At 65.7% G+C, this 21,680-nt stretch carries 24 protein-coding genes and 1 tRNA gene; 16 read left to right on the forward strand and 9 right to left on the reverse strand.

The window, feature by feature from the left end:
- Nucleotides 1-29: 29 nt before the first annotated feature.
- The 4 genes from H8F27_RS03280 to H8F27_RS03295 all read left to right on the forward strand — a co-directional run bounded on the left by H8F27_RS03280 (nucleotide 30) and on the right by H8F27_RS03295 (nucleotide 6,070).
- Complete coding sequence (locus H8F27_RS03280; protein WP_197151197.1) at nucleotides 30-2,549, forward strand: GH116 family glycosyl hydrolase; 2,520 nt, start codon at nucleotides 30-32, stop codon at nucleotides 2,547-2,549.
- Nucleotides 2,546-3,070, forward strand: a complete 525-nt coding sequence (locus tag H8F27_RS03285; RefSeq protein WP_197151198.1) for a DUF3122 domain-containing protein — start codon at nucleotides 2,546-2,548, stop codon at nucleotides 3,068-3,070. The genes H8F27_RS03280 and H8F27_RS03285 overlap by 4 nt, the downstream gene beginning before the upstream one ends.
- 871 nt (nucleotides 3,071-3,941) lie before the next feature.
- Nucleotides 3,942-5,018 (forward strand): bifunctional diaminohydroxyphosphoribosylaminopyrimidine deaminase/5-amino-6-(5-phosphoribosylamino)uracil reductase RibD, encoded by a 1,077-nt coding sequence (gene ribD, locus H8F27_RS03290; protein WP_197151199.1) that lies wholly within the window; start codon nucleotides 3,942-3,944, stop codon nucleotides 5,016-5,018.
- 2 nt (nucleotides 5,019-5,020) lie between these two features.
- Nucleotides 5,021-6,070: a mechanosensitive ion channel family protein gene (locus tag H8F27_RS03295; RefSeq protein ID WP_197151201.1), complete on the forward strand. Its 1,050-nt coding sequence runs from the start codon at nucleotides 5,021-5,023 to the stop codon at nucleotides 6,068-6,070.
- On the opposite strand, the gene H8F27_RS03300 is transcribed toward H8F27_RS03295, so the two are convergent.
- From H8F27_RS03300 to H8F27_RS03310, 3 genes are read right to left on the reverse strand one after another with little or no spacing between them, the layout of a single operon-like run.
- Nucleotides 6,036-6,548, reverse strand: a complete 513-nt coding sequence (locus tag H8F27_RS03300; protein WP_197151202.1) for a DUF427 domain-containing protein — start codon at nucleotides 6,546-6,548, stop codon at nucleotides 6,036-6,038. The two genes, H8F27_RS03295 and H8F27_RS03300, sit on opposite strands and share 35 nt — an antisense overlap.
- Nucleotides 6,541-6,786: a Nif11-like leader peptide family RiPP precursor gene (locus H8F27_RS03305; RefSeq protein ID WP_197151204.1), complete on the reverse strand. Its 246-nt coding sequence runs from the start codon at nucleotides 6,784-6,786 to the stop codon at nucleotides 6,541-6,543. The genes H8F27_RS03300 and H8F27_RS03305 overlap by 8 nt, the downstream gene beginning before the upstream one ends.
- Nucleotides 6,783-7,421, reverse strand: coding sequence for an SOS response-associated peptidase (locus tag H8F27_RS03310; protein ID WP_197151205.1), 639 nt, complete (start codon nucleotides 7,419-7,421; stop codon nucleotides 6,783-6,785). The genes H8F27_RS03305 and H8F27_RS03310 overlap by 4 nt, the downstream gene beginning before the upstream one ends.
- 112 nt (nucleotides 7,422-7,533) lie before the next feature.
- Between H8F27_RS03310 and ftsH the strand changes: the two genes are divergently transcribed.
- The 7 genes from ftsH to H8F27_RS03345 all read left to right on the forward strand — a co-directional run bounded on the left by ftsH (nucleotide 7,534) and on the right by H8F27_RS03345 (nucleotide 14,384).
- Nucleotides 7,534-9,417, forward strand: a complete 1,884-nt coding sequence (gene ftsH / locus H8F27_RS03315; RefSeq protein WP_197151207.1) for an ATP-dependent zinc metalloprotease FtsH — start codon at nucleotides 7,534-7,536, stop codon at nucleotides 9,415-9,417.
- Between the two features lie 79 nt (nucleotides 9,418-9,496).
- Complete coding sequence (locus tag H8F27_RS03320; protein ID WP_197151208.1) at nucleotides 9,497-10,000, forward strand: cupin domain-containing protein; 504 nt, start codon at nucleotides 9,497-9,499, stop codon at nucleotides 9,998-10,000.
- A 4-nt stretch (nucleotides 10,001-10,004) separates the two neighbouring features.
- Nucleotides 10,005-11,156, forward strand: a complete 1,152-nt coding sequence (locus H8F27_RS03325; protein WP_197151209.1) for an iron-containing redox enzyme family protein — start codon at nucleotides 10,005-10,007, stop codon at nucleotides 11,154-11,156.
- Between the two features lie 177 nt (nucleotides 11,157-11,333).
- Complete coding sequence (gene argF, locus H8F27_RS03330; RefSeq protein WP_197151210.1) at nucleotides 11,334-12,287, forward strand: ornithine carbamoyltransferase; 954 nt, start codon at nucleotides 11,334-11,336, stop codon at nucleotides 12,285-12,287.
- Nucleotides 12,288-12,294: 7 nt separating this feature from the next.
- Nucleotides 12,295-13,512 carry a family 10 glycosylhydrolase gene (locus H8F27_RS03335; protein ID WP_197151217.1) on the forward strand — a complete coding sequence of 406 codons (1,218 nt, stop codon included), beginning with the start codon at nucleotides 12,295-12,297 and terminating at the stop codon, nucleotides 13,510-13,512.
- 72 nt (nucleotides 13,513-13,584) lie between these two features.
- Nucleotides 13,585-14,223, forward strand: a complete 639-nt coding sequence (gene lexA, locus H8F27_RS03340) for a transcriptional repressor LexA (RefSeq protein WP_197151221.1) — start codon at nucleotides 13,585-13,587, stop codon at nucleotides 14,221-14,223.
- 88 nt (nucleotides 14,224-14,311) lie between these two features.
- A tRNA-Ala gene (locus tag H8F27_RS03345) sits at nucleotides 14,312-14,384 on the forward strand.
- Nucleotides 14,385-14,457: 73 nt separating this feature from the next.
- Here H8F27_RS03345 and H8F27_RS03350 read toward each other — a convergent pair.
- The 4 genes from H8F27_RS03350 to H8F27_RS03365 form a co-directional block, all read right to left on the reverse strand.
- Nucleotides 14,458-14,601 carry a hypothetical protein gene (locus H8F27_RS03350; protein ID WP_197151222.1) on the reverse strand — a complete coding sequence of 48 codons (144 nt, stop codon included), beginning with the start codon at nucleotides 14,599-14,601 and terminating at the stop codon, nucleotides 14,458-14,460.
- Between the two features lie 621 nt (nucleotides 14,602-15,222).
- Entirely contained in the window at nucleotides 15,223-15,549 is a 327-nt protein-coding gene (locus H8F27_RS03355) for a hypothetical protein (RefSeq protein WP_231596493.1), read from the reverse strand.
- 41 nt (nucleotides 15,550-15,590) lie between these two features.
- Entirely contained in the window at nucleotides 15,591-16,295 is a 705-nt protein-coding gene (locus H8F27_RS03360; RefSeq protein WP_197151230.1) for a fatty acid desaturase, read from the reverse strand.
- Nucleotides 16,296-16,336: 41 nt separating this feature from the next.
- Nucleotides 16,337-17,290 carry an orange carotenoid-binding protein gene (locus H8F27_RS03365; protein WP_197151232.1) on the reverse strand — a complete coding sequence of 318 codons (954 nt, stop codon included), beginning with the start codon at nucleotides 17,288-17,290 and terminating at the stop codon, nucleotides 16,337-16,339.
- Between the two features lie 92 nt (nucleotides 17,291-17,382).
- On the opposite strand from H8F27_RS03365, the gene H8F27_RS03370 reads away from it, so the two are divergent.
- Complete coding sequence (locus tag H8F27_RS03370; protein ID WP_197151234.1) at nucleotides 17,383-18,048, forward strand: class I SAM-dependent methyltransferase; 666 nt, start codon at nucleotides 17,383-17,385, stop codon at nucleotides 18,046-18,048.
- Nucleotides 18,049-18,121: 73 nt separating this feature from the next.
- Here H8F27_RS03370 and H8F27_RS03375 read toward each other — a convergent pair whose 3' ends face one another.
- The gene (locus H8F27_RS03375; protein ID WP_197151236.1) at nucleotides 18,122-18,265 is read right to left on the reverse strand and encodes a chlorophyll a/b-binding protein; all 144 of its coding nucleotides are present in this window, start codon (nucleotides 18,263-18,265) and stop codon (nucleotides 18,122-18,124) included.
- Between the two features lie 404 nt (nucleotides 18,266-18,669).
- On the opposite strand from H8F27_RS03375, the gene H8F27_RS03380 reads away from it, so the two are divergent.
- The 3 genes from H8F27_RS03380 to H8F27_RS03390 are packed head-to-tail and all read left to right on the forward strand — an operon-like array spanning nucleotide 18,670 to nucleotide 19,837.
- A complete protein-coding gene (locus H8F27_RS03380; protein WP_197151237.1) occupies nucleotides 18,670-18,915 on the forward strand; it encodes a DUF2811 domain-containing protein in 246 nt (81 codons plus the stop codon).
- 32 nt (nucleotides 18,916-18,947) lie between these two features.
- Nucleotides 18,948-19,337: a CrcB family protein gene (locus H8F27_RS03385; RefSeq protein WP_197151239.1), complete on the forward strand. Its 390-nt coding sequence runs from the start codon at nucleotides 18,948-18,950 to the stop codon at nucleotides 19,335-19,337.
- Nucleotides 19,334-19,837 (forward strand): CrcB family protein, encoded by a 504-nt coding sequence (locus H8F27_RS03390; RefSeq protein WP_197151240.1) that lies wholly within the window; start codon nucleotides 19,334-19,336, stop codon nucleotides 19,835-19,837. Before H8F27_RS03385 ends, H8F27_RS03390 begins: the two co-directional genes overlap by 4 nt.
- On the opposite strand, the gene lnt is transcribed toward H8F27_RS03390, so the two are convergent.
- On the reverse strand, nucleotides 19,758-21,248 hold the full coding sequence (gene lnt, locus H8F27_RS03395) for an apolipoprotein N-acyltransferase (protein WP_197151241.1): 1,491 nt from the start codon (nucleotides 21,246-21,248) through the stop codon (nucleotides 19,758-19,760). The genes H8F27_RS03390 and lnt overlap by 80 nt on opposite strands.
- 48 nt (nucleotides 21,249-21,296) lie before the next feature.
- On the opposite strand from lnt, the gene H8F27_RS03400 reads away from it, so the two are divergent.
- Nucleotides 21,297-21,653 carry a phasin family protein gene (locus tag H8F27_RS03400; protein WP_197151242.1) on the forward strand — a complete coding sequence of 119 codons (357 nt, stop codon included), beginning with the start codon at nucleotides 21,297-21,299 and terminating at the stop codon, nucleotides 21,651-21,653.
- Nucleotides 21,654-21,680 lie beyond the last annotated feature (27 nt).

The following is a 21,680-nucleotide window of genomic DNA, read 5'->3' on the forward strand; positions in this document are numbered from 1 at the left end:
GACAAGCTGGGCGCACCTTTTCTGGCCCCATGGCGCGCTTCGGCCTCTCTGCCCTGACCTCGCTGCTTCAGGGCAAGGGGGGCCGTGGCACTGGCCAAGCGAATGCCCCAGCGGCCAGCTGGAGCCGCCCCTTCGGGATGGGTTGGGACAAGCCCTACACGGTGCGCTACGCCAGCAACCTCGACGACGGCCCCAACCACGGCATGCCCCTGGGGGGCTTCGGTGCCGGCTGCATCGGCCGGGCCCCCGATGGCAGCTTCAACCTCTGGCACCTCGATGGCGGTGAGCACTGGTTCGGCACCCTGCCCGACTGCCAGTTCGCCCTGTTTGAGAGCGACGGCCAGCAGAGCCGCGCCCATGCCCTGGCGGTGAAACCCCCGGTGGATGCCTCCCGCCCCGAGGCCGGCGAGCCCCTCAGCGCCTGGAGCTGGTACCCCGCCAGCACCGCCGAGCAAGCCACCGGCACCTATGCAGCCCGCTATCCCCTCAGCAGCACCCACTATTCGGGCGTGTTCCAAGCCGAGGTGAGCTGCCAGGCCTTCAGCCCGATCCTCCCCGGCGATTACCGGCGCACCAGCTACCCGGTGGCGGTGTTCGTCTGGACGCTGACCAACCCCACCGACCGCCCCCTGGACCTCTCCCTGCTGCTGAGCTGGCGCAACACCACCGGCTGGTTCACCAACACCGACCCCACGGCGGCCGTGACCTTCCGCGACGACGGCAGTCCGGAGCACAACTACCTGCCCGCGATCGGCCGCAGCGAAGGCCAACGCAACCTCTGGGTGGATCAGGCGGGCCTCAAGGGGGTGCTGCTGGAGGGCAGCCGCTCCAAGCCAATCGCAGAGGGCCAGGGGCAATGGTGCCTGGCGGCGCCCAACCACCTGGACGTGCAGCGCTGCAGCCGCTGGAACCCCCACGGCAGCGGCGCCGAGCTGTGGGAGCCCTTCGCCCGCGATGGCTCGATCCCCAACAGCAACAACGACCGCCGCAGCGGAGCCAACGACCCCGCCAGCGCCGCCCTGGCGGTGAAATGCCACCTTGAGCCGGGGGCCAGCCTCGAAATCCCCCTGGTGATCAGCTGGGATCTGCCGGTCACGACCTTTGCCAGCGGCACCCGCACCCTGCGCCGCTACACCGATGTGTTTGGCACCGAAGGCACCAACGCCGCCGCCATCGCCGCCGAGGCCCTGCGCGACTGGCGCGACTGGCACAACCAGATCGAAGCCTGGCAGCAGCCCGTGCTGGAGCGCAGCGATCTGCCCGAGCCGCTGCGGATGGCCCTGTTCAACGAGCTCTACGACCTGGCCAGTGGCGGCAGCCTCTGGAGTGCCGCCAGCCCCGCCGACCCGGTGGGCCGCTTCGGGGTGCTCGAGTGTCTCGACTACGCGTGGTACGAGAGCCTCGATGTGCGGCTCTACGGCTCCTTCGCCCTTTTGCAGCTCTGGCCCGAACTCGACAAGGCCGTACTGCGCAGCTTCGCCCGCGCCATCCCCGCCGCCGACCCCACCCCGAGGCCGATCGGCTGGTATTTCACCCAGGGCAAGGGCCGGGTGGAGGCGGCCCGCAAGGTCGCCGGCGCCACCCCGCACGACCTCGGCGCCCCAAACGAGCGGCCCTGGGATGCCACCAACTACACCGCCTATCAAGACTGCAATCTCTGGAAAGACCTGGCCAGCGACTACGTGCTGCAGGTGTGGCGCACCTTCCGGCTCGCTCCCAGTGGCGAAGACCTGCGCTTCCTGGCCGAGTGCTGGCCAGCGGCCGTTGAGGCCCTCACCTACCTGAAAAGCTTCGACGTGAACAACGACGGCCTGCCCGACAACGGCGGCGCCCCCGACCAGACCTTCGACGACTGGCCGCTGCAGGGGGTGAGTGCCTACTGCGGTGCCCTCTGGATCGCCGCCCTGGAGGCGGCCCTGGCCATGGCCCAGCGGCTGCAGCTGGAGCTGGGGCTCGACACCAGTGGCGAGCAGCGGCAATTCGGCAGCTGGCTGGAGCAGTCCCGAGCCAACTTCGATGCCCTGCTGTGGAACGGGGAGTACTACAAGATCGATGCCGAAAGCGGCACACCTGTGGTGATGGCCGACCAGCTCTGCGGCGACTTCTACGCCCGCCTGCTGGGACTGCCCGCCGTCGTGGCCGACGTGCGCGCCCGCAGTGCCCTCAAGGCGGTGAAGCAGGCCTGCTTCGAGGGCTTCCAGGGCGGCAAGCTCGGGGTGGCCAACGGCCTGCGCCGCGACGGCACCCCCCTCGATCCCAACGGCACCCACCCGCTGGAGGTGTGGACCGGCATCAACTTCGGCCTGGCCGCCTACTACCGCCTGATGGGCGAAACCAGCACGGCCTTCGCCATCAGCGGCGCCGTGGTGGAGCAGGTGTACGGCGGCGGCCTGCAGTTCCGCACCCCTGAAGCCATCACCGGCGTCAACACCTTCCGTGCCTGCCACTACCTGCGGGCCATGGCGATCTGGGCCCTGTGGGCCACCCACACCGACTGGCAGGCCATCCCTGGGGCCGAACGCCAACCGGGTGCTGAGCAACAGCCATGAAACCCCTGCTTACCCTGCTGCTGACGCCCCTGCTGGCCTTGGCGCTCTGGCTGGGGCTGCCCCCTGCCGCCCAGGCCCTAGTGCACGCCCACAACGACGAGAACGGCACCCCGGTGGTGCGCAGCCTCGAGAGCCTGCGCGACCTCGACTACCAGAGCTGGCAGGTCGTGGCTTACCGCGAAGGCCCTCCGGGCGGCCCCCTGAAGCTGCGAATTGTGGGCTACCCCGGCAAGGTACGGCTCGACCACCCCACGGCCCTGCAGGTGCGCAGCGGCCACTTCAGCTGGCAGCTGGCCGATGTGACCCTGGCCAACCCCCAGCTGGCAGGAGATGGCCGCAGCGCCGCCGCCGAGTTCGACCTGGCGCCCCTGCTGGCCGACCTGCACCAAGACCGGCCCCTGCGGCTGGCGCTGCCGGGGGTGTTTGTGGAGTTGCCTGTGCCGCCGTTTGTGGTGGCGCAATGGCGCAGCCTGCCGCTTGCCGCGGCTCAACCAACAGGAGCCTTCGGTAATCCCACCTAGCCAGGATTGTCAACAACAGCTCCTCTAAAGATCAACGAGTCTCAATTGCTAAATGTCCATGGGCCGATGGGTGAATGCTCTTACCCCTTGGCCAGCCCCACCAGGCGTGACTGGATTGACCAAGGTAGAATCACGAAAACATTGTGCACGAGGATGGCATCATGGTTAGTTTTTCTAAGAGCATCGCGGTTGTTGCAAGCCTGACAACCATTGCGGTTGGTGCCGTGGCTGCCGTGAGATACTTTGATGGCATGGATGGGCAAATAAGAGACCAGCGGCTTTTAATTGAGAAACTTCAAAAAGACCTCAAAGGCCGCGAAAATGGCGCCCAAAGCCCCCAATCCCAGTCTCCCTCCACTCAGTCTCCCGCAACTCCCTCTCTGCCTGCCCCGCCTTCTGAAACCCTTCAAGGTCCTCCCCCCCTGCCTCCTGTGTCAGTCACAGACGAGGCAAAACCATCGGCAGCCGCGCAGTGAAGCCAAGACATCGCGTGGATTGCACCGTGGATTGCACTAATGCATATCTACGCCATCATGAAGCGATGGGCATACTAGTCGTTCTTGGTTTTTCGTTGTCCATCGGCTGTATGGTGAGAAAATACCTGAATGGAAAGGCTCGCCCTCAAGGCGAGGATCTGAGGACGGTCTCATTTGATCAGGAACGCCCCAGGGCCCTGTCTTACACGGAAATGATGAATGCAGGGAAACAACGGATAGATCAAGCACCATATGGGAACGGCTGAATATCTCTTTTTGGTTTTCCCAGCTCTATTTTCTCCCCTCTATTTTCTCTGCCCTAATTGTTGCCCTTCCACGCCTGTTCAGTGCCACCCCCCTTATCCAGCCCCGCACCTAACCCCTGGCGCCCCTGGATGCAGCGGGCCCTGCAGCTAGCGGAGCTGGGCGCCGGCCGCACCAGCCCCAACCCCCTGGTGGGGGCGGTGGTGCTCGATGCCGGCGGGGCGCTGGTGGGGGAGGGCTACCACGCCCGCGCCGGCGAGCCCCACGCCGAAGTGGGAGCCCTGGCCCAGGCGGGCGAGCGGGCCCGCGGCGGCACCCTGGTGGTGACCCTGGAGCCCTGCTGCCACCACGGCCGCACGCCGCCCTGCAGCCAGGCCGTGATCGCCGCGGGGCTGGCCCGGGTGGTGGTGGCCATGGCCGATCCCAATCCCCAGGTGGCCGGCGGCGGGCTGGCCCAGCTGGCGGCCGCCGGCATCGAGGTGATCTGCGGGGTGGCCGAAGCTGAGGCCCGCGCCCTCAACCGGGCCTTCTGCCACCGCATCGCCAGCGGCCGGCCCCTGGGGATCCTCAAGTGGGCCATGGGTGCCGACGGACGCACCGCCCTCAGCAACGGCGCCAGCCAGTGGATCAGCGGCCCGGCGGCCCGCGCCTGGGTGCACCGGTTGCGGGCGAGCTGTGATGCGGTGATTGTCGGCGGCGGCACCGTGCGCGCCGACGATCCCCTGCTCACCAGCCGCGGTCTGCGCCAGCCTGAGCCGCTGCGGGTGGTGCTCAGCCGCAGCCTGGACCTGCCGGCCAGCGCCCAGCTCTGGAATCAGGCCACCGGCCCCACCTTGGTGGTCCATGGCTACGACGCCCCCAGCCAAGCCCGCTTCCAGCTCGATCAGCAGGGCGTCCCCCGCCTGGCCCTTGCCACCTGCGGCCCGCGGGCCCTGCTGGAAGAGATGGCCCGGCGCGGCTGCAACCAGGTGCTGTGGGAATGCGGCCCGGAGCTGGCCGCCGCGGCCGTGCGGGAGGGCTGCGTGCAGGAGGTGGCCGCCGTAATCGCCCCGAAACTGCTGGGCGGCCAACCGGCCCGCACCCCCCTGGGGGAGCTGGGGTTCACGGCCATGGCCGAGGTGCCCAACTGGAGCAGCCAGCCAGTGCAGACCCTGGGCCCAGACCTGCTCTGGCGACTCAGCGCGCCTGCCGCGCCCATGGCGCCCTAGCCATGCCCACCGCCGGCCTGCCCTTCGCTCTACAGATCCCCCTGGTGGGGGCACTGCTGGCCCTATTTGCCTGGCTAATGCTGGATCGGCTGGGCAGGCGCTGCCCCATGGGCTCCCTCGGCCGGGCCCTGCTGCTCAGCGGTCGGCTCAGCATCGCCACCGCCATCTTGATCAGCGGCATCGGCTGGTGGCTGGCGGGCCAGGCTGAGGGCCGGGAGCTGCGCAACCTGCTACTCACCGTTGGTGTGGTTTGGACCCTGCTGCGCTGGCGCAGCGAACTCAAGCAGCGCGCAGAGCACTACGGGGCCCAGCTGCTACCCCACCTCTCCAGCAAAGACCAGCTTTTTCTGTTCGACGTGCTCGACAAGTTGCTGAGCACAGCCGCCGTGCTGGTGGTGCTGTTGATGGGCCTGGACCTGCTGGGGGTGTCGGCAGGGGTGCTGATCACCGCCGGGGGCTTCGGGGCAGCGGCCCTGGCCTTCGGTGCCCGCACGATCGTGGAAAACGGCCTCAGCGGCCTCAGCCTCTACATCAACCGGCCCTTCACCCTGGGCGACACGATCAACTTGCCGGGCCCCCAGCTGCTGGGCACGGTGGAGGCGGTGGGTTGGTTTTACACCGAGCTGCGGGATCCGGATCGGCAGCGGATCTACATCCCCAATGGGCTGTTTACCAGCCAGGCCGTGCAGAACGTGGCCCAGATCGACAACCGCCGCATCTGGATCGAATTTGGCCTCAGCTACGCCGACCGGGACCGCATTGACACCATCACCACCAGCCTGCAGGAGCAACTCGAGCACCTGGCCGGGGTTGATCCCGCCAAGGACAGGCTGGTGCACTTCGTCGATTACGGCGAATCCAGCCTCAACCTGCGCCTGCTCTGCTTTGCCGCCAGTGGCACCATCCAGGACGCCTGGGCCCTGCGCCAACGGGTGCTGTTGCTGATCGGGGCGGTCGTGGAACAGGCCGGAGCCTCCATGCCCTTCCCGACCCGGACTGTCATTGCCGAGCGGCTAGCTATCTCAGCTCCGGATGCTGGGGATCGCCCTTGAACGGCCCCTCCACCCGGGAGGTGATCCAGCCGCCGTAGAAGCCGCCGGGCTGGGGCGTCACCAGCTCTCCGTCAACCCAGCAGCCATCCATCAGGGCCGGATACACGGCAAACCAACCAGCCAGGGCAGCAAAGGCCTCGCTGGGCTGGGGGTAGGTCCACACTGCTCGGCGTAAGACAGGCCGGCGCAGGCGGCGCTCAACCGGGCGGGCGCCGGCCGAAGCAGTGGGATCGAGCACCAGATCGAAATAGCGGGCCAGCCCCTTCCACTCGCAATAGCTGGAGCCGGCGCTGGGCTGAAGCAGCTCTTGGCGCACCGCCTGGGGCGGCAGGTAGTAGGTGGGCGGGTGGAAGGTCTCCAGCACCCTCAGGCTGCGCCCCGTCTCACAGAGCAACTGGCCCAAGGCTTCAACCCGCACCTGCTCGGCGCTCTCGACCAGCGCCGGCGGCCGGGGGTAATCGGCCACCAGTTCAGGCATGGATGAAATTGCGTAGCCGCCGACCTTCCTCTCCAGCCCGCTCCTGCAGCTCCGCATCGCTGAGGCCTGCCTCCTGGCGCTGCTGCGCGGCGATCACATCAGCCTCTTCGAGGGGATAGCCGGCGCCGCGGGCCAAATCCAGAAAGGCCTGCAACTCGAGCGGTTCCGCCAGCCGAATTGCCAGCTGAGGGGTCTGACGGGCATGGGCCAGAAAGGCATCCAGTTGCTCGAGGCTCAAAAGTCCAATTTCAACTGGGGCTGGTCTAACGCCACCGGCTGGCCATCGACTTGCCAATCGGCCGGGTCCCAGGGAAGCAATAGGGGCTCCAGGGCCCGAAGGAGGTGACCATCGGCCGGCTCGAGCCAGGCCGCCTCCAGTCCCGCGGGGATCAGCGCCGGCATGCGCCGATGGATCGGCGCTAGCAGGGCATTGGGGGCGGTGGTGAGCACACAGCAGGTCTCCAGCTCGCTGCCATCGGGGCCGATCCAGCGGTCCCACAGACCCGCCAGCCAGAACAGCTCGCGGTCGCGACGCCGAATCCAGCGGCCCTTCTCCCAGAAGGCATCGGCGGGGATCAGGCAGCGGCGGTGGCGCCAGGCGCCGCGAAAACTCGGCTTGAGCGCCACGGTTTCGGCGCGGGCATGGAGACAGCGGTGGGCGCTGGCGGGGTCCTTGACCCACTCGGGCAGCAGCCCCCACAGGGCCAGGGCTACCTGTAGTCGGCCGTGCTCCTGCCGCTGGATCAGCAGGGGCTCGCCGGGGCGCACCTGGGCCCGCGGCGCGTAGTGGGCATCCAGCCCCGGCGGCAAGGGACCCTGCAGATGGGGGCGCAGGCTCTCGAGCGAGGCCACGAGGGAAAATTGACCACACATGGGTTGGGACTGGGCGCCGGGGGGACTGGGGGGCGTTCGGTTCTCCCAACCCGCCGCTGAATCGCTGGCGGAAGCGCTCCACTAGCTTGGTTGCAACTTTGGCTGCCGCACCATGGCGATCCGCCAGGACGACAACCGCCCCAACCGCCGCTTCGGAATCATCAACCTGGTGTTGATCGGCTTCGGGTTGCTGCTCCTGTTTAGCAACTTCCTGCCCAACCCGGCCGCCCAGGTGCCGCGGGTGCCCTATTCGCTGTTCATCGACCAAGTGAACGACAGCAATGTCAAGCGGGCGTACATCACCTCCGACCAGATCCGCTACGAGCTCAAGGAGGCTTCGGAGGAGGGGGCACCCACCCTGCTCTCCACCACCCCGATCTTCGACATGGATCTGCCCCAGCGGCTGGAGCAGCATGGGGTGGAATTCGCTGCAGCGCCACCCCAAAAGCCCAATTTCATCACTACGGCCCTGAGCTGGGTGGTGCCACCGCTGATCTTCATCCTGGTGCTCCAGTTCTTCGCCCGCCGCAGCGGCATGGGTGGCGGCGCCCAGGGGGCCCTGAGTTTCACCAAGAGCAAGGCCAAGGTGTATGTGCCCGATGAGGAATCCCGGGTCACCTTTGCCGATGTGGCCGGCGTCGATGAGGCCAAGGCCGAACTGGCCGAGATCGTCGATTTCCTCAAGAAACCCGAGCGCTACGCCGCCATCGGCGCCCGCATCCCCAAAGGGGTGCTGCTGGTAGGCCCTCCCGGCACCGGTAAAACCCTGCTCTCGAAGGCAGTGGCAGGGGAGGCCGAAGTGCCCTTCTTCATCATCTCCGGCTCGGAGTTCGTCGAACTGTTCGTGGGCGCCGGTGCAGCCCGGGTGCGTGACCTGTTTGAAGAGGCCAAGAAAAAGGCGCCCTGCATCATCTTCATTGACGAACTCGACGCCATCGGCAAGAGCCGTTCCGGCTCGATGGGCGTGGTGGGTGGCAACGACGAAAGGGAGCAGACCCTCAACCAGCTGCTCACGGAAATGGATGGCTTCACCGGCCAGGACAAACCGGTGATCGTGCTGGCCGCCACCAACCAACCCGAAACCCTCGATGCCGCCCTGCTGCGGCCCGGTCGTTTTGACCGCCAGGTGCTGGTGGATCGGCCCGACCTCTCTGGTCGCAAGCTGATCCTCGACATTTACGCCAAGAAGGTGAAGCTCTCCCCCAGCGTCGACGTCGACAAGATCGCCCAGGCCACAAGTGGCTTCGCCGGCGCCGACCTGGCCAACCTGGTCAACGAGGCGGCCCTGCTAGCCGCCCGCGCCTACCGCACCGAGGTGGAACAGGGCGACCTCAATGAGGCGATCGAACGGGTGGTGGCCGGCCTGGAGAAGAAGAGCCGGGTGCTCCAGCCCGACGAGAAGAAAGTGGTGGCTTACCACGAGGTGGGCCACGCCATCGTGGGCCACCTGATGCCCGGCGGCAGCAAGGTGGCCAAGATCTCGATCGTGCCCCGCGGCATGAGCGCCCTGGGCTACACCCTGCAGCTACCTACCGAGGAGCGCTTCCTCAACTCCAAGGAAGACCTGGAGGGCCAGATCGCCACCCTCCTCGGCGGCCGCAGCGCCGAAGAAATCGTCTTCGGCGAGGTCACAACCGGCGCCGCCAACGACCTCCAGCGCGCCACCGACATCGCCGAGCAGATGGTGGGCACCTTCGGCATGAGCGAAACCCTCGGCCCCCTGGCCTACGACAAGCAGGGCGGCAGCCGCTTCCTGGGCGGTGGCAACAATCCCCGCCGCTCTGTCAGCGATGCCACCGCCCAGGCGATCGATAAGGAGGTCCGCACCCTGGTGGACAACGCCCACGAGCGGGCCCTGGCCATCCTGCGCCACAACCGGGACCTGATGGAGAGCATCTCCCAGCAGATCCTGGAAAAGGAGGTGATTGAGGGAGACAACCTCAAGGAGCTCCTCGCCAGCAGCGCGATGCCCGAGGAAGCCACGGCGCTGGCTTGACCTACTCGTCAAAGGCAAACCTCACGTTTGCCAAAGCTACTGGCCCAGAGCAGGATGATGCTCAACCGCTCTTCTGTTGGTGGACCTTGAGCCCCTACTCGAAGCGATTCAGCAGCATCGGGTTGAAGCACCCAATGCTGCCGAATGCTTTGTATCAGCGTCAACATTAAACACTGGGCCGTCTCTCTACAGCAACAGAAACCCTCGCCTAGACATTGACTTCAACGTTCAAAAGCTGCCGTTTGCAGCCCTGCAGGTTATGGACCCGAGGCTGGTGGTGATCGCACCAGGCGCCTGCAACGAAAAGCACCGCCATGCCCATGAATCGATTTTTATTGTGCTAAGTGGCAGCGCCGACCTCCAGATCGGCAGTCAGATCGCACCGCTGGATCAGGGAGATATCGCCTACGTGCCCCGCTGGGTCGTGCACCAGAGCCGCAACCGATCGACCACCGAACCTCTTAAAATCCTGGCAGTTACCGATTTCAGTCTGACCTCAGCAGTCCTCGGTGATTACGACACTAGGACCCGGCTCAAAGACGGCGGTATCGATAGTTTTTCTACAGACCCCCTGAGCACCTGAAGCGTTGACCTTTTTGACCACGCTGACGCCAAGCCTGCAACAGAAGCTGCGCCAGATCGGCCAACGTCGAGAGCTGCAGGCCTACGAGGTGCTGATCCACCACGGTGCGTGCGACAACAACCTTTATCTGATCGAAAGTGGTGGGTTGGACGTTGCAGCAACGGTCAACGGAGCAGCCGTCGAAATCAGGCTCAATCCAGGCGAGGTTGTCGGGGAAATGGCCTTTCTCGACAATCGGCCACGCACGGCCACGGTGGTCGCCAGCAGCCCCTGCACTGTGCTGGCGTTTGAGCGTGAAGCAACATTTCAACAGCTCAGCAGCAATCCGCTGGATCTCCAGGCACTGATAACAGGGCTCGCTGGACTGCAGCGCAATCGCCTTCAAGATGAGGCAGCCAAGGATCAGCGCGATCACAGTGAGATCGTCGAGGCCCTGGCCCTTGAAGCGCTGGAGCACCGCGCTGTTAATCACCCCTACCTGCAGGCGCTTACCACAGGAGATCTGCCCGACACCCGCTCAGCCCTGGCCGACTTTGCCCAGCACTATTACGGCTACTCGGCCCATTTCCCCCGCTATCTGACAGCCCTCATCTCGAAACTCGAACGCCCCGATCACCGTGCCGCGCTGTTGGAGAACCTGACCGAGGAGTCCGGTCAATACGAAGACGAGGAACTGGCCGAACTGCAGCAGTGCGCTGTACAGCCCGAATGGATCATCGGCATTCCCCATCCGCAGCTGTTTCAGCGCTTTCGCCTTGCTCTGGGAGTCGTCAACACTGACGCGGCCTACGATCACATTGAAGTGGTGTGCTGGCGAGAATTGTTTCTCTCAATCCTGACCCACGGGTCGCCCGCCGAAGCTCTCGGTGCCTTGGGCCTGGGGACAGAGGCGATCGTGCAGACCATCTATCAGCCTTTTGTCGACGCGATTGAACGGCTCGGCACCCTGGAGCCGCAAGACGCAGTGTTCTTCCCACTACACACCGCTGTTGATGACCACCACCAGGCCACCCTCAAGGCCATCGCCATCGACTTTGCCGCCACACCCCAGGGCCGCGCCGACCTGGCAAAAGGCATGCGCAAGGCTCTTGCCCTGCGCGATTCATTCTGGGGCTGGCTGCACGAGCGAGCCAAGGCCCAGTCACCTGCCTTCTGAACTATCCCATAGGAACCGTCATCAGCACCACCGGCGAGCTCTATGACCGCGATAGGTTCACCGCTGAGCCAACGGCGCCAATAGTGATTGTGCATCTGTCGCTCCATGCAGGCCAGTCTCGCAATGCTTGACGCCGGGGCACCTGATCGCGGATAAGGGATCTTTAGAGATGGAGCCATGGCTGCCATCAATCCAGATCCGGCCCTGATCCAGCTCCAGGGCCTCGATCTGCTCTCCTCAGCCGACCTGAGCGCAGACCAGACCCGGGCGCTGCTCCAGCTGGCCGCCGATCTCAAGGCCAGGCGCCTGGAGATCAACCTGGCCGGCAAGGTGCTGGGCCTGATCTTCACCAAGGCCTCCACCCGCACCCGGGTGAGCTTCTCGGTGGCCATGACCCGCCTCGGCGGCCAGACCCTGGATCTCAACCCCCAGGTGACCCAGGTGGGCCGGGGCGAGCCGGTGGCGGACACGGCCCGGGTGCTGAGCCGCTACGTGGACGCCCTGGCCATCCGGACGTTTGCCCAGACCGAACTCGAGGACTACGCCCACTGGGCAACGGTCCCCGTGATCAACGCCCTCACCGACCTGGAGCACCCCTGCCAGGCCCTGGCCGACTACCTCACCCTCCAGGAGGCGTTTGGTCAGGTCGAGGGACTCACCCTCGCCTATGTGGGCGATGGCAACAACGTGGCCCACTCGCTGATGCTGTGTGGTGCCTTGCTGGGGGTGCACGTGCGCATCGGGTGTCCGCTGGGCTTCGAGCCGGATGGGGCAGTGCTGGAGCAGTCCCGTGCTTTGGCGGCGGCCCACGGCGGCAGCGTGGCGGTGTTGCACGAGCCGGTGGCGGCCGTGCGGAGTGCCCATGCCCTCTACACCGATGTGTGGGCCTCGATGGGCCAGGAGGAGGAAAAGGCCGAGCGTGAGCGCGCCTTTGCCGGCTGGTGCCTGAACGAGGAGCTCGTTGCCGAGGCGGATCCCCGGGCGATCGTGCTGCACTGCCTGCCGGCCTACCGGGGCCTGGAAATCAGCGCCGGTGCCATCGAGGGGCCCAGCAGCCGCATCTTCGACCAGGCTGAAAACCGCCTGCACGCCCAGCAGGCCCTGCTGGCGGCGCTGCTAGGCGGAATCTGAAGCGACGATGGGCCTAGCCAAACTGTTGCCCCTGCTGCTGGCGGCAGCGCTGCAGTGGCCCCAACAGGTGGGCGCCCAGCCGGCCAATCCCCAAACCCTCGAGCTGCGGGGCGTCTGGCTGACCGCCAACGACATGCCGGTGCTGCGGGCTCGCACCCGCATGCAGGCCACGGTGAACCAACTGGCCGATCTGGGATTCAACCGGCTCTACGCGGTGGTGTGGAACGGCGGCATGGCCTACTACCCCAGCCAGGTGAGCGAGGGCCGCCAGTTCCAGAATTTCACCTACCGGGGCCTGCAGGGGCAGGACGTGATCGGCGAGCTGATCACCGCCGGCCGCAGCCGCGGGCTGGTGGTGCTGCCCTGGTTTGAATTCGGCTTCATGGCACCGCCCGATTCGGAGCTGGCCCGGCGCCACCGCAGCTGGCTCACCCAGAAACGCGATGGCGGCCTCAGCTCGATCAGCGCCGCCGGGGAAGTGGTGTGGCTCAACCCCTTCCGGCCGGAGGTGCAGCAACTGATCACGGAGTTAGTGCTGGAGGTGGTGAGCCAATACGGCGCCGACGGCATCCAGTTCGACGACCACATGAGCCTGCCGCGGGAATTTGGCTACGACCCCTTCACGGTGGCCCTCTATCGCAAGGAAACCGGGCACGAACCACCCGCCAACGAGGCAGAGCCCAGCTGGGTGAAGTGGCGGGCCGATCGCATCACTGCCTTCATGGAACAGCTGGCAAAAGCCGTACGCAATGCCCGACCTGGCGCAATCATCTCGATCTCACCCAACTATTACGACTTCGCCTACAAGTTGCAACTGCAGGATTGGCGCAGCTGGGTGCAGCGGGGCATCGCCGATGAGCTGCTGATCCAGATCTACCGGCCCGATCTGGCCAGCTACCTCCCCCAGCTGGAGAAACCCGAGGTGCAGGAGAGCCTGGGCCTTATTCCCACAGCTGTAGCGGTGATGAGCGGCCAGCGCAATCGCCCAACCCCGCTGGCCCTGATCCGCCAGAAAGTGGAGGCAAACCGGGCCAAGGGCCTGGGGGTTGCCTTCTTCTATCTCGAGAGCCTCTGGAGCCTGGGCCCGGAACCGGCAGCGGAGCGCCTCAGCGGCCTGGCCGACCTGTTTGGGGGGCTGCCAGGCCCACCTCTGCCAAGCCAGCCCTTGCCAGGCAAACCCTTGCCAGGGACTCCACCGCCGCCCGACCTGCCGCCACTCCCATAGGCAGCAGCTGCCCCGACAGGGCTAGACAAAATCGCCCAGAGGCGGTACATCTGTATCAGCAATGCCCCGCCCATGCCCCGGCCCAGCCCCCAGTCCTTCCACAGCGGTCAGCAAGAGCTCACCTCCGCCCAGCAGGAGCTCTATGACTGGCTGGCCACCTACATCGGCGCCCAGCGCCACAGCCCGTCGATCCGCCAGATGATGGAGGCGATGGGCCTGCGCTCCCCCGCTCCGATCCAGAGCCGCCTGCGTCACCTCCAGCAGAAGGGCTGGATCACCTGGCAGGAGGGCCAGGCCCGCACCCTGCAACTCCTCGGCGGCATGGCCAGCGGCATCCCGGTGCTGGGTGCCGTGGCTGCAGGCGGCCTGGTCGAAACCTTTGACGACGTGCAGGAGCGCCTCGACCTAGCCCCGGTGCTCGACACGCGCGGCCTGTTTGCCCTGACGGTGAATGGCGACTCCATGGTGGATGCCCACATTGCCGATGGCGATGTGGTGCTGCTCGAACCCGTGTCAGACCCCAGCAACCTCAAGGCCGGCACGATCGTGAGCGCCCTGGTGCCCGGCAGCGGTACCACCCTCAAACACTTCCACCGCAGCGGCGCCACGGTCACCCTCGAGGCGGCCAACCCCGCCTACGAACCCATCGTGCTTCCGGCTGAGCAGGTCACCGTTCAAGGCAAGCTGGTGGCGGTGTGGCGCCAGGTTTGAGCAAACGGCGTTGTAAACTCCAGCAACGCCAAGCAGGCCTGCGGGCCAAGGCGGGACGACCAGCGCCCCGCCGCCCAAGCGTTTCAATGGGGCCATAGCTCAGCTGGTAGAGCACCTGCATGGCATGCAGGGGGTCAGCGGTTCGAGTCCGCTTGGCTCCATCCTCAAAGCCCAGGCCTGGCCTGGGTTTTTTAATGCTTTGGTGCACGGTTTGGTGCATGGCTCCCTATCGCTTCATTCCTCGGTGTTCCAGAGGGCGAGGTTCACCCGCAGGCGCACCAGATCGACGGGCAGTTGCAGCAGCTCCTCCCGTTCCTGCTTCAGCTGCACTGTGGCGAAGGGAGTGGCGAAGGGGGTGAGGGGGTCGAGCTCACCCACCCATCCCCATCGCTGCTTGCCATGGCCTTTTTGCGGGCAGTAGGACCAAACAGGTCGATGTGTTGGATTCGGAAGCACTGCTGCCACTCTTTCTGCTGTGAACGCAGGAGGGCCAAGACCTCCTGGGCTGGGGGAGGGAATGACCAATGGACTCAATTCTGCTCAGGCTTTTAGGGCTGTTGCTACATCGACCAGCCACAGGAGCAACGTGTTCGGGTCACTGGGGCGATGGGTCAAAGCCCATGTGGGGATAGAAATCTCGGGCTGCTGCACCGCCGCTGCTACGTCAAATTAACAAAGACATCGGCATCTCGGTGGAGGAGTTACTCAGCTAGCGCTGAGCGAGGGGGCTGGTCGCCACCGAGCCGTCAAACACCCACCTGAATCCCTTGTCCAGCCCTCGCGCTGCGTCAAGGATCGGGCCATGCGCCCCTGGAGAGCGTCCTTGCCACTGCCCTGCGGCCGGCCGGTGGGGGTGGGGTTCTCTGCCGTCCCCAGATGGCTGCCCCGCTTTCCCCCTCACCCCAACAGCAGCCGGCTCAAGCGTTTAGCCGCTCGGCCCTCAAGGCCCTAGAGGCCCCGGTGGCTCAAGCCACTGGGTAATCACCGGGAAGGCAAAGCCTAAAAGCGTGACATCGCCTCTATCTTGGCCAGCTTTTCGGCATCCAGCCCCGCCAACTCTTGAATTTGCAGGAGGTGGTCCTTAACCAAACTGGCGAAAATGAACAGGATTCCATCGAGGCGGAAATCAAACCGGCCTTCGATTGTGTGTCGCTCGATGCTGAGGTAATCGTGCAGCTGCCATACGGTTTCGGCAGAATCAAGAAGTTCAGACTTGCTGCGCACTTCTACAACGAGTTTGTCAACTGCACGGCCGTAGGCCCGGTCGAACGCTTCTCGAGCAATCGCTTGCTCAGATACTGTCCAACCCTCAAGCATTGTTTCCATCATAGGTTTAGGGCCTGCATGGGGGGACGCTACACGGATCGTCATGCTGCTGCGAGGTCATCACTCCAGCTGGGGGGCCTGCGGCGATGCTCAGCTGGAAGTTCAAACCAGGCGAGATCAGGCCGTTCGTGGTGCTCGCGGTGATAGCCGAAGTGGAAACAGGCCAGCAGGGAAAGCCAACTGGGCAGGTTCAGGCTCTCTGGCCTGGCACGACAGAGGGGAAGCCGCTGGCCGCGATGGGGCAGGTAGGTGCCTACCAAGAAAAGCTGCAGCGAGCTGAGCAGCAGGGGCAGGGTGCAGAAAAGAAGCACGTTGATCCAGCCTGTAGGGCTGAAGGCTGAGGCGAGCAGGGCCAGCAGCACCCAGCCGCCCAGCAGGCGCGTCATTTGCCAGGGGGTGAGGTAGCCGGCCATAAACCTGCCGTACCAGCCCCACACCCCCGCATGGGGGTCGGCATGGAAATCGGGATCCTCCGCACTGGCCGGCGCCTGGTGATGGCTTCGGTGGTTACGCCGGCAGGGTCCATAGGGCAGAGCTGCATAGCAGGCCAAAGCAAGGGCCCCGATCCGATCGTTCCACTTGCCCCCCCTCGTCAGGAGCACCCCATGCATGGCGTCATGGCCAACGATGAATAGTCCGGTTTGCAGCACGGTGCGGCCCACCAGGGCAGCGGCTAGGGCCAGCCAGGAGAGCTGGCCCAGATCGAGACCGAGCAGGCCGACCAGGGAGGCCAGCCAGCCCAGCATCAGCCCAGCAGCGAGCAGAAGCCCAGTGCGGCTGGGGTAGCTCAACGGCCAAACTTGAGCAGCTCGGCAGGCGATGCCAGCAGGTCGATCGCCACGAAATAAATCTTGCCGTCGGGGTTGAGCAGGAAGCGCCAGGCCACATTCATGCCAATGCCGGCACCGAACCAAGGGGTTTGTACCTTGCCGGTGACCTTGATCTGGGTGAAGTTGCCTTCGGTGGGCTCGGCGAAACCCCGCTCGGGCAACAGCCTGAGGTTCTGGCAGTCTTCAGTGAAGAAGCGCAGCACGTTGTCGCGGCCGACGATTGGCTTCTGGAAAGGTGGCTGGAGGGCACCGTCGGGCAGGAACAACTCGATCAGGTTGTCGAAGTCGTTGGCGTTGAGCAGATCCATGTAGCTGTTCACCGTGGGGTTGATCACCCCCTCGATAAACACCTTCTTGCGCTGGGCCTCCGGGGTGGGGGCGGCAATCGGCTCCATCACCCGCTGACCCTCGCCCTTAGCGGGGTCGTAGCCCATGTCCACCACGAAATTTCGCAACAGGGTGATCTGCTGCCCCTGGTCGACACCCTTGACCGAGCTCAGGACAGCCGATGCGTTAGCCGAAAGCTGATAGCCGTCAGGGATCGGGGCGACCACGCCAGCTGCCATCCACTCGCCCAATTGGTACCAGAAGCCCAGCTTGATGTTCACCGACCAGCAGGCATAGGTGCGGCCGACGGCGGTGTCGGTGCGGTTGGCGAGGTCGCACATGACCTGGCTCTGCTCACTGAAGGACATCGCCTTGATCTGGTTGAGCACCGGTTCGGCAAATTGCATTCGAGCGGCACCGGGGGCAGCCACGGTGATGGTGTTGCCCATCTCGAGGTAGGCGTACCAGATCAGGGCCAGTTGGTCTTCTGCGTTCAGCAGCCGGAAGCGGGCTGTGATCGCCGGCACCACGTCGGCCGACATAGTTTCTGGAAAGATCTGGGAGGCCTTCTCGAGCGTGAACATGCGCTTTCAATCCCAATTGTTAAGGAACTTTGCAGACTCTAGCCCCTTAACGAACGGTTTGATAATCGAGCTCAAAGCAGCCGCCCCGCCCCATGATTCCGCCCGGTCCTGTCCCCGTGCCGGTGCTGAGTGAGGCCGAGCGCGACAAGCTCGACCGCTCCGACGACGCCCTCTTCTACGCCGAACCCCGCTTCGTACAGCACCTTGACGCCAGCTTCCGCCAACGGCTGACCTTGCTCTACCGCCAGCGCATTCCCGCCTGCGCGGTGGTGCTCGACCTGATGAGCAGCTGGGTCAGCCACCTGCCGGATGATGTCAGCTACGAGCAGGTGATTGGCCATGGGCTCAACGCCCAGGAGCTGGCAGCCAACCCCAGGCTTGACCGCCACTGGCTGCAGAACCTCAATACCGACCTGGGCCTGCCCTTGCCCGATGACAGCGTGGATGTGGCGCTGATAGTGGCCGGCTGGCAGTACCTGCAACATCCGGAAGCCATAGCCACCGAACTGCTGCGGGTGGTGCGTCCCCGCGGAGAGCTGATCGTGGCCTTCAGCAACCGGATGTTCATTCAGAAGGCTCCCCAGATCTGGGCTGATGGCAGCGACAGGGACCACCTGGCCTACGTAGAGCGGGTGCTCCTGGCCCAGGGCTGGCCCAGGCCACTGCAGGTTGCGGAGGAAACCCGGGCGCCGGGCCCCCTGGGGTGGATCGGCGGCAAGGGCGATCCTTTCTTTGCCTTGATAGCCACAAAAAGCTGAGCCAAGCAAAAACCCCAGCAGGATAACCGCCGGGGCTCAATTAGGCCTCGATTGAAGCTTAGGTCAGGCGGATTCAGCCCAGACCCAGTTGGCCGAGGATGCCCTGGCCGGTAAGCAGTTCAGTGCCGAGGCCGATGACGAAACCGAGCATGGCCAGACGACCATTCCAGGTTTCAGCAAAGGAAACGAAACCGAAACGGGGGGTGGATTCAGTCATGGATGTTCGTTGGTTACGAAACGTCAAGTCATTGTAACAGACCTTGAAGCAAGGTTTACCCAGCGGTCCATAAGCCGCTGCCGCCAGTGGCCCTGGGATTGATCACCACTGCTGAGCAATGGGCTTTTCCCCACCTCGACACCCTTCTCCCCAGCTCCACCCTGGCTTTTCCCCAGGGCAGCGGTGGCGGATCGACATCTGCAGCAGGTTTGCTTCGGCGGCTCAGGGGAAAAGGCCGGCCCCCTTGACGGCACCGCTTGAACGACTTCCGGCCCCAAGCCCTGGCACCAGAAAGCCCAACAACAGGATGGGGACCCTGCGGGTCTTACCAGACCCACCTGGTGGAACCACCTTTGACGGATCCTGCGGTCCCGTGGGGTGATGGAGCTCCAGTCACTGGCTCCATGCTTCAGATCCCAGATCACGCACCCAGCTCCGTTTCCGTCGAGAACCAGTTTCCCGAGGACCTCTACGACGCCATGCGTGAGTTCGTGCGGATCCACCCCCAGTGGGACCAATACCGACTGATGCAGGCAGCCCTGGCCGGCTTCCTGTTCCAACAGGGTTGCCCCGATCGGGCCGTCGCCCGCCACTATCTAGATGGCCTGTTCCGCCGCCAGGACCCCTCGGCCTGCCAAAGCGAGCGCTGAGACCGAGACTTGCCCAGCATTGCCGCACGTCCATGGCCGCAGGGACCCCGGGGGGAGAGGCCCTATTGGTGGCCATCGGGGCCGTTCCCGGGGCCTGGTTGCGCTTCCGGGTAGTGGATCATCTCGAGCCGGTGTTGCCCCGAAGACACTGGGGGACCTTCGGCGTCAACGTCATTTCCTGTTTTGCCCTCGGCCTGATGGTGGGCCTGGAGCAGAGCTGCGGCGAGGGATCTCGCCGGCTGCTGCTGCTGCTGGGCACGGGGTTCCTAGGCAGCTTCAGCACCTTCTCCACCTTCAGCGCCGAACTGCGCCATGAGTTGAACTCCCGTAACTGGCGCGAAGCGGCCGTGCTGGCTGGCGGATCGGTGGCCGGCGGCCTGGTGGCGATGCTGCTGGGCCTCTCCCTGGGAGCAGGAGCATGAGTGGGATAAAGAATGGGAGTGGTGGGATCCCAGCCCGGAGCCTGCACAGCGACCTGCGCGATCTGGGCCTGGTGGCTGCTGGCGCCATCCCCGGCGCCCTGCTGCGTTGGCGCCTTGAGGGTATTGGCACCGCCGGGGTGGGTGGCCTGCGCGGCCTGGTGGCGGCCGACTTCGTCGCCAACATGATTGGCTGCCTGTTGATCGGGGTGGTTCTGGCCCAGGCAAACCGGCGCAAACGGCTGATGTTGTGGGCCGGTATTGGCTTTTGCGGATCGCTCACCACCTTCTCCTCCTGGATGCTGCAGCTGGCCCGGGCCCTGCTGGCCGGCCATGGCTGGGCAGCAGGGCTGGTTCTGCTGGCGAGCCTCTGCGGCGGGCTGGCGCTGGTGGCCCTGGGGTACGCCATCGGCAGCAGCTGGATCACTGCCGCCAGCGCCAAACTGCCGCCGCCGCCAGACCCAACAAAAGGGGGCCCTCCCCCCATCGGTCGTAGGGGGTGAGTGAGCGCAGACGCGGCAGCTCGAATACACCGCTGGCGGCCCTGCCAGCTGGCAGGGCGGCGATGACCTTGCCGCGGGCATTCACCAACAGGCTCGGCCCCGTATTGGCCGCGCTCACCAGCCAGCGCCCCGTTTCAATCGCCCGCAGCTGGGCTAGGGCCTGGAACTGCTGCTGGAGCATCGCCGGGTAGGGATCCAGATTGGCACTGGCCAGCAACCAACCGCCCCCGTTGCGCACGGCCGTCGCCAAGGCAGCGCCATCGGAGAGCTCGTAACAGATGGCCCCGGCGATGGGACCCGCCGGCCTGGGCAACAGCCTCGATGCAGCTCCGGGCTGGAGGCCACCCACGGCGGAGAGGCCGCTCCAGCGCCCCACGCTCGCGAAGGGCACCCATTCGCCCAGGGGCACCAGCCGGTGCTTGTCCAACCAGCTGCTGGCCCGGGCCTCCCCAGGGGCGAACCGCAGCAGGGCACTGCGTTGTTGTGGTTCGCCCGCCACCTCTTGCCAGCGGAAGCCCCCCCCGATCAGCTCGACCGCTGGCTGGGGGGAGAGCTCAGACTCCAGCCCGAGGGCGCCCTCGGGCAAGAGCACCAGATCCACCCTGCGCTGCTCTGCCTCCGCCAGGGCAGCCGCCAGGCGCTGCTGCAGGCGAACCTGCTGGACCCACTGGAACTTCTGGCGGGTAGGGATGGCCGGCTGCAGCACCAGCACCCGTTCAACGTTGCGGCCATCACCGGGCCCTGGGCCTGCCTTGGTCCCCAGGGGAAGCGCCAGCAGGGCAGCAGCGCCCAGGCCATGGCTCATCAACACCGCAGCGGCGCTGGCCGCGATCCAGCCGGGCCGGCCGGGCCGGCCGGGCCCACTGCAGCAGCGCCACAGGCACCAGCCCAGCAGCAGCTGGACCATCGCCAGTAGGCCCATACCCCCCAGGCTGGCCAGCCCGGCCAGGGCCCGGTCGCCGGGCAGGGCCACCGCCCCCAGGCCCAGCCAGAACAGCGGGCCCTTGGCCAGCAACACCTCCACCAGCCCCCAGAGGCCGCTGAGCAGCAGGGCACTGCTGAAGCGGCGGGGATTGAGGCGGCGTGCCAACCCCACCCAAAGGGCCACCAACAGGGAGGCGGCCGCTGCACAACTGAGCAGGAGCAACCAGGCCAGGGGCAGGCTCAGACGGGCCGGCACACCGATCCAGTCGAGGGGATGGAGGCCCAGCAACCAGCGGTGACTAACCAGCACCGCCGCGGCACCCCAGAGGGCCCCACCCCAAACCCCATGGGCCAGGCCCGGCAGGGCCCAAAGCGGCAGCAAAGCCAGCCATAGCAATGGCGGCAGGCCCAGGGGGGGAAGGGCCAGACCGGCGAGCAGACCCGCGGCTCCCGCCAGCCACCACCTGCCTAGACGGTTATTGCCCATAGCAGCAGACCCTAGGAAGAGCCAGGCTTAGCCAGGAATGTTGCCGCCATGGATCCGAACAACCCGCTCCAACAACTGCTGCTGCGCGGCCTGGGCACCACCTCCCTGGTGTCAGAGCGGCTGCGTACGGTCACCCAGGCGTGGGTGCGCAGCGGCAAGCTCGACCCCAGCCAGGCCCCTGCCCTGGTTGAAGACGTGCTCAAGGCCCTGCGCGGCGAAACCCCGGAACTCGAGCAGCAGGCGGAGCGCCAGCTGGAACGCAACAAGGACCAACTCCTGCAGGACCTAGGCCTGGCCCGCCAGAAGGAACTCGATGAACTGAGGGGCCGCATCGACCGGCTGGAGCGGGGCCTGCGCCAGCGTTCGGGAGCTGAGGGAGCATCCGATCTGGACATTCCCGACTGATCAGACGGCAGAATCGGGCTGATCCGC

The organism is Synechococcus sp. CBW1108 (assembly GCF_015840335.1).
Lineage (GTDB): Bacteria > Cyanobacteriota > Cyanobacteriia > PCC-6307 > Cyanobiaceae > Cyanobium_A.

Coding starts and splice junctions, on each gene's coding strand:
- H8F27_RS03280 (WP_197151197.1), top strand. CDS start 30: ATGGCGCGCTTCGGCCTCTCTGCCCTGACCTCGCTGCTTCAGGGCAAG.
- H8F27_RS03285 (WP_197151198.1), top strand. CDS start 2,546: ATGAAACCCCTGCTTACCCTGCTGCTGACGCCCCTGCTGGCCTTGGCG.
- ribD (WP_197151199.1), top strand. CDS start 3,942: ATGCAGCGGGCCCTGCAGCTAGCGGAGCTGGGCGCCGGCCGCACCAGC.
- H8F27_RS03295 (WP_197151201.1), top strand. CDS start 5,021: ATGCCCACCGCCGGCCTGCCCTTCGCTCTACAGATCCCCCTGGTGGGG.
- H8F27_RS03300 (WP_197151202.1), bottom strand. CDS start 6,548: ATGCCTGAACTGGTGGCCGATTACCCCCGGCCGCCGGCGCTGGTCGAG.
- H8F27_RS03310 (WP_197151205.1), bottom strand. CDS start 7,421: ATGTGTGGTCAATTTTCCCTCGTGGCCTCGCTCGAGAGCCTGCGCCCC.
- ftsH (WP_197151207.1), top strand. CDS start 7,534: ATGGCGATCCGCCAGGACGACAACCGCCCCAACCGCCGCTTCGGAATC.
- argF (WP_197151210.1), top strand. CDS start 11,334: ATGGCTGCCATCAATCCAGATCCGGCCCTGATCCAGCTCCAGGGCCTC.
- H8F27_RS03335 (WP_197151217.1), top strand. CDS start 12,295: ATGGGCCTAGCCAAACTGTTGCCCCTGCTGCTGGCGGCAGCGCTGCAG.
- lexA (WP_197151221.1), top strand. CDS start 13,585: ATGCCCCGGCCCAGCCCCCAGTCCTTCCACAGCGGTCAGCAAGAGCTC.
- H8F27_RS03355 (WP_231596493.1), bottom strand. CDS start 15,549: ATGGAAACAATGCTTGAGGGTTGGACAGTATCTGAGCAAGCGATTGCT.
- H8F27_RS03360 (WP_197151230.1), bottom strand. CDS start 16,295: ATGCTGGGCTGGCTGGCCTCCCTGGTCGGCCTGCTCGGTCTCGATCTG.
- H8F27_RS03365 (WP_197151232.1), bottom strand. CDS start 17,290: ATGTTCACGCTCGAGAAGGCCTCCCAGATCTTTCCAGAAACTATGTCG.
- H8F27_RS03370 (WP_197151234.1), top strand. CDS start 17,383: ATGATTCCGCCCGGTCCTGTCCCCGTGCCGGTGCTGAGTGAGGCCGAG.
- H8F27_RS03375 (WP_197151236.1), bottom strand. CDS start 18,265: ATGACTGAATCCACCCCCCGTTTCGGTTTCGTTTCCTTTGCTGAAACC.
- H8F27_RS03380 (WP_197151237.1), top strand. CDS start 18,670: ATGCTTCAGATCCCAGATCACGCACCCAGCTCCGTTTCCGTCGAGAAC.
- H8F27_RS03385 (WP_197151239.1), top strand. CDS start 18,948: ATGGCCGCAGGGACCCCGGGGGGAGAGGCCCTATTGGTGGCCATCGGG.
- H8F27_RS03390 (WP_197151240.1), top strand. CDS start 19,334: ATGAGTGGGATAAAGAATGGGAGTGGTGGGATCCCAGCCCGGAGCCTG.
- lnt (WP_197151241.1), bottom strand. CDS start 21,248: ATGGGCAATAACCGTCTAGGCAGGTGGTGGCTGGCGGGAGCCGCGGGT.
- H8F27_RS03400 (WP_197151242.1), top strand. CDS start 21,297: ATGGATCCGAACAACCCGCTCCAACAACTGCTGCTGCGCGGCCTGGGC.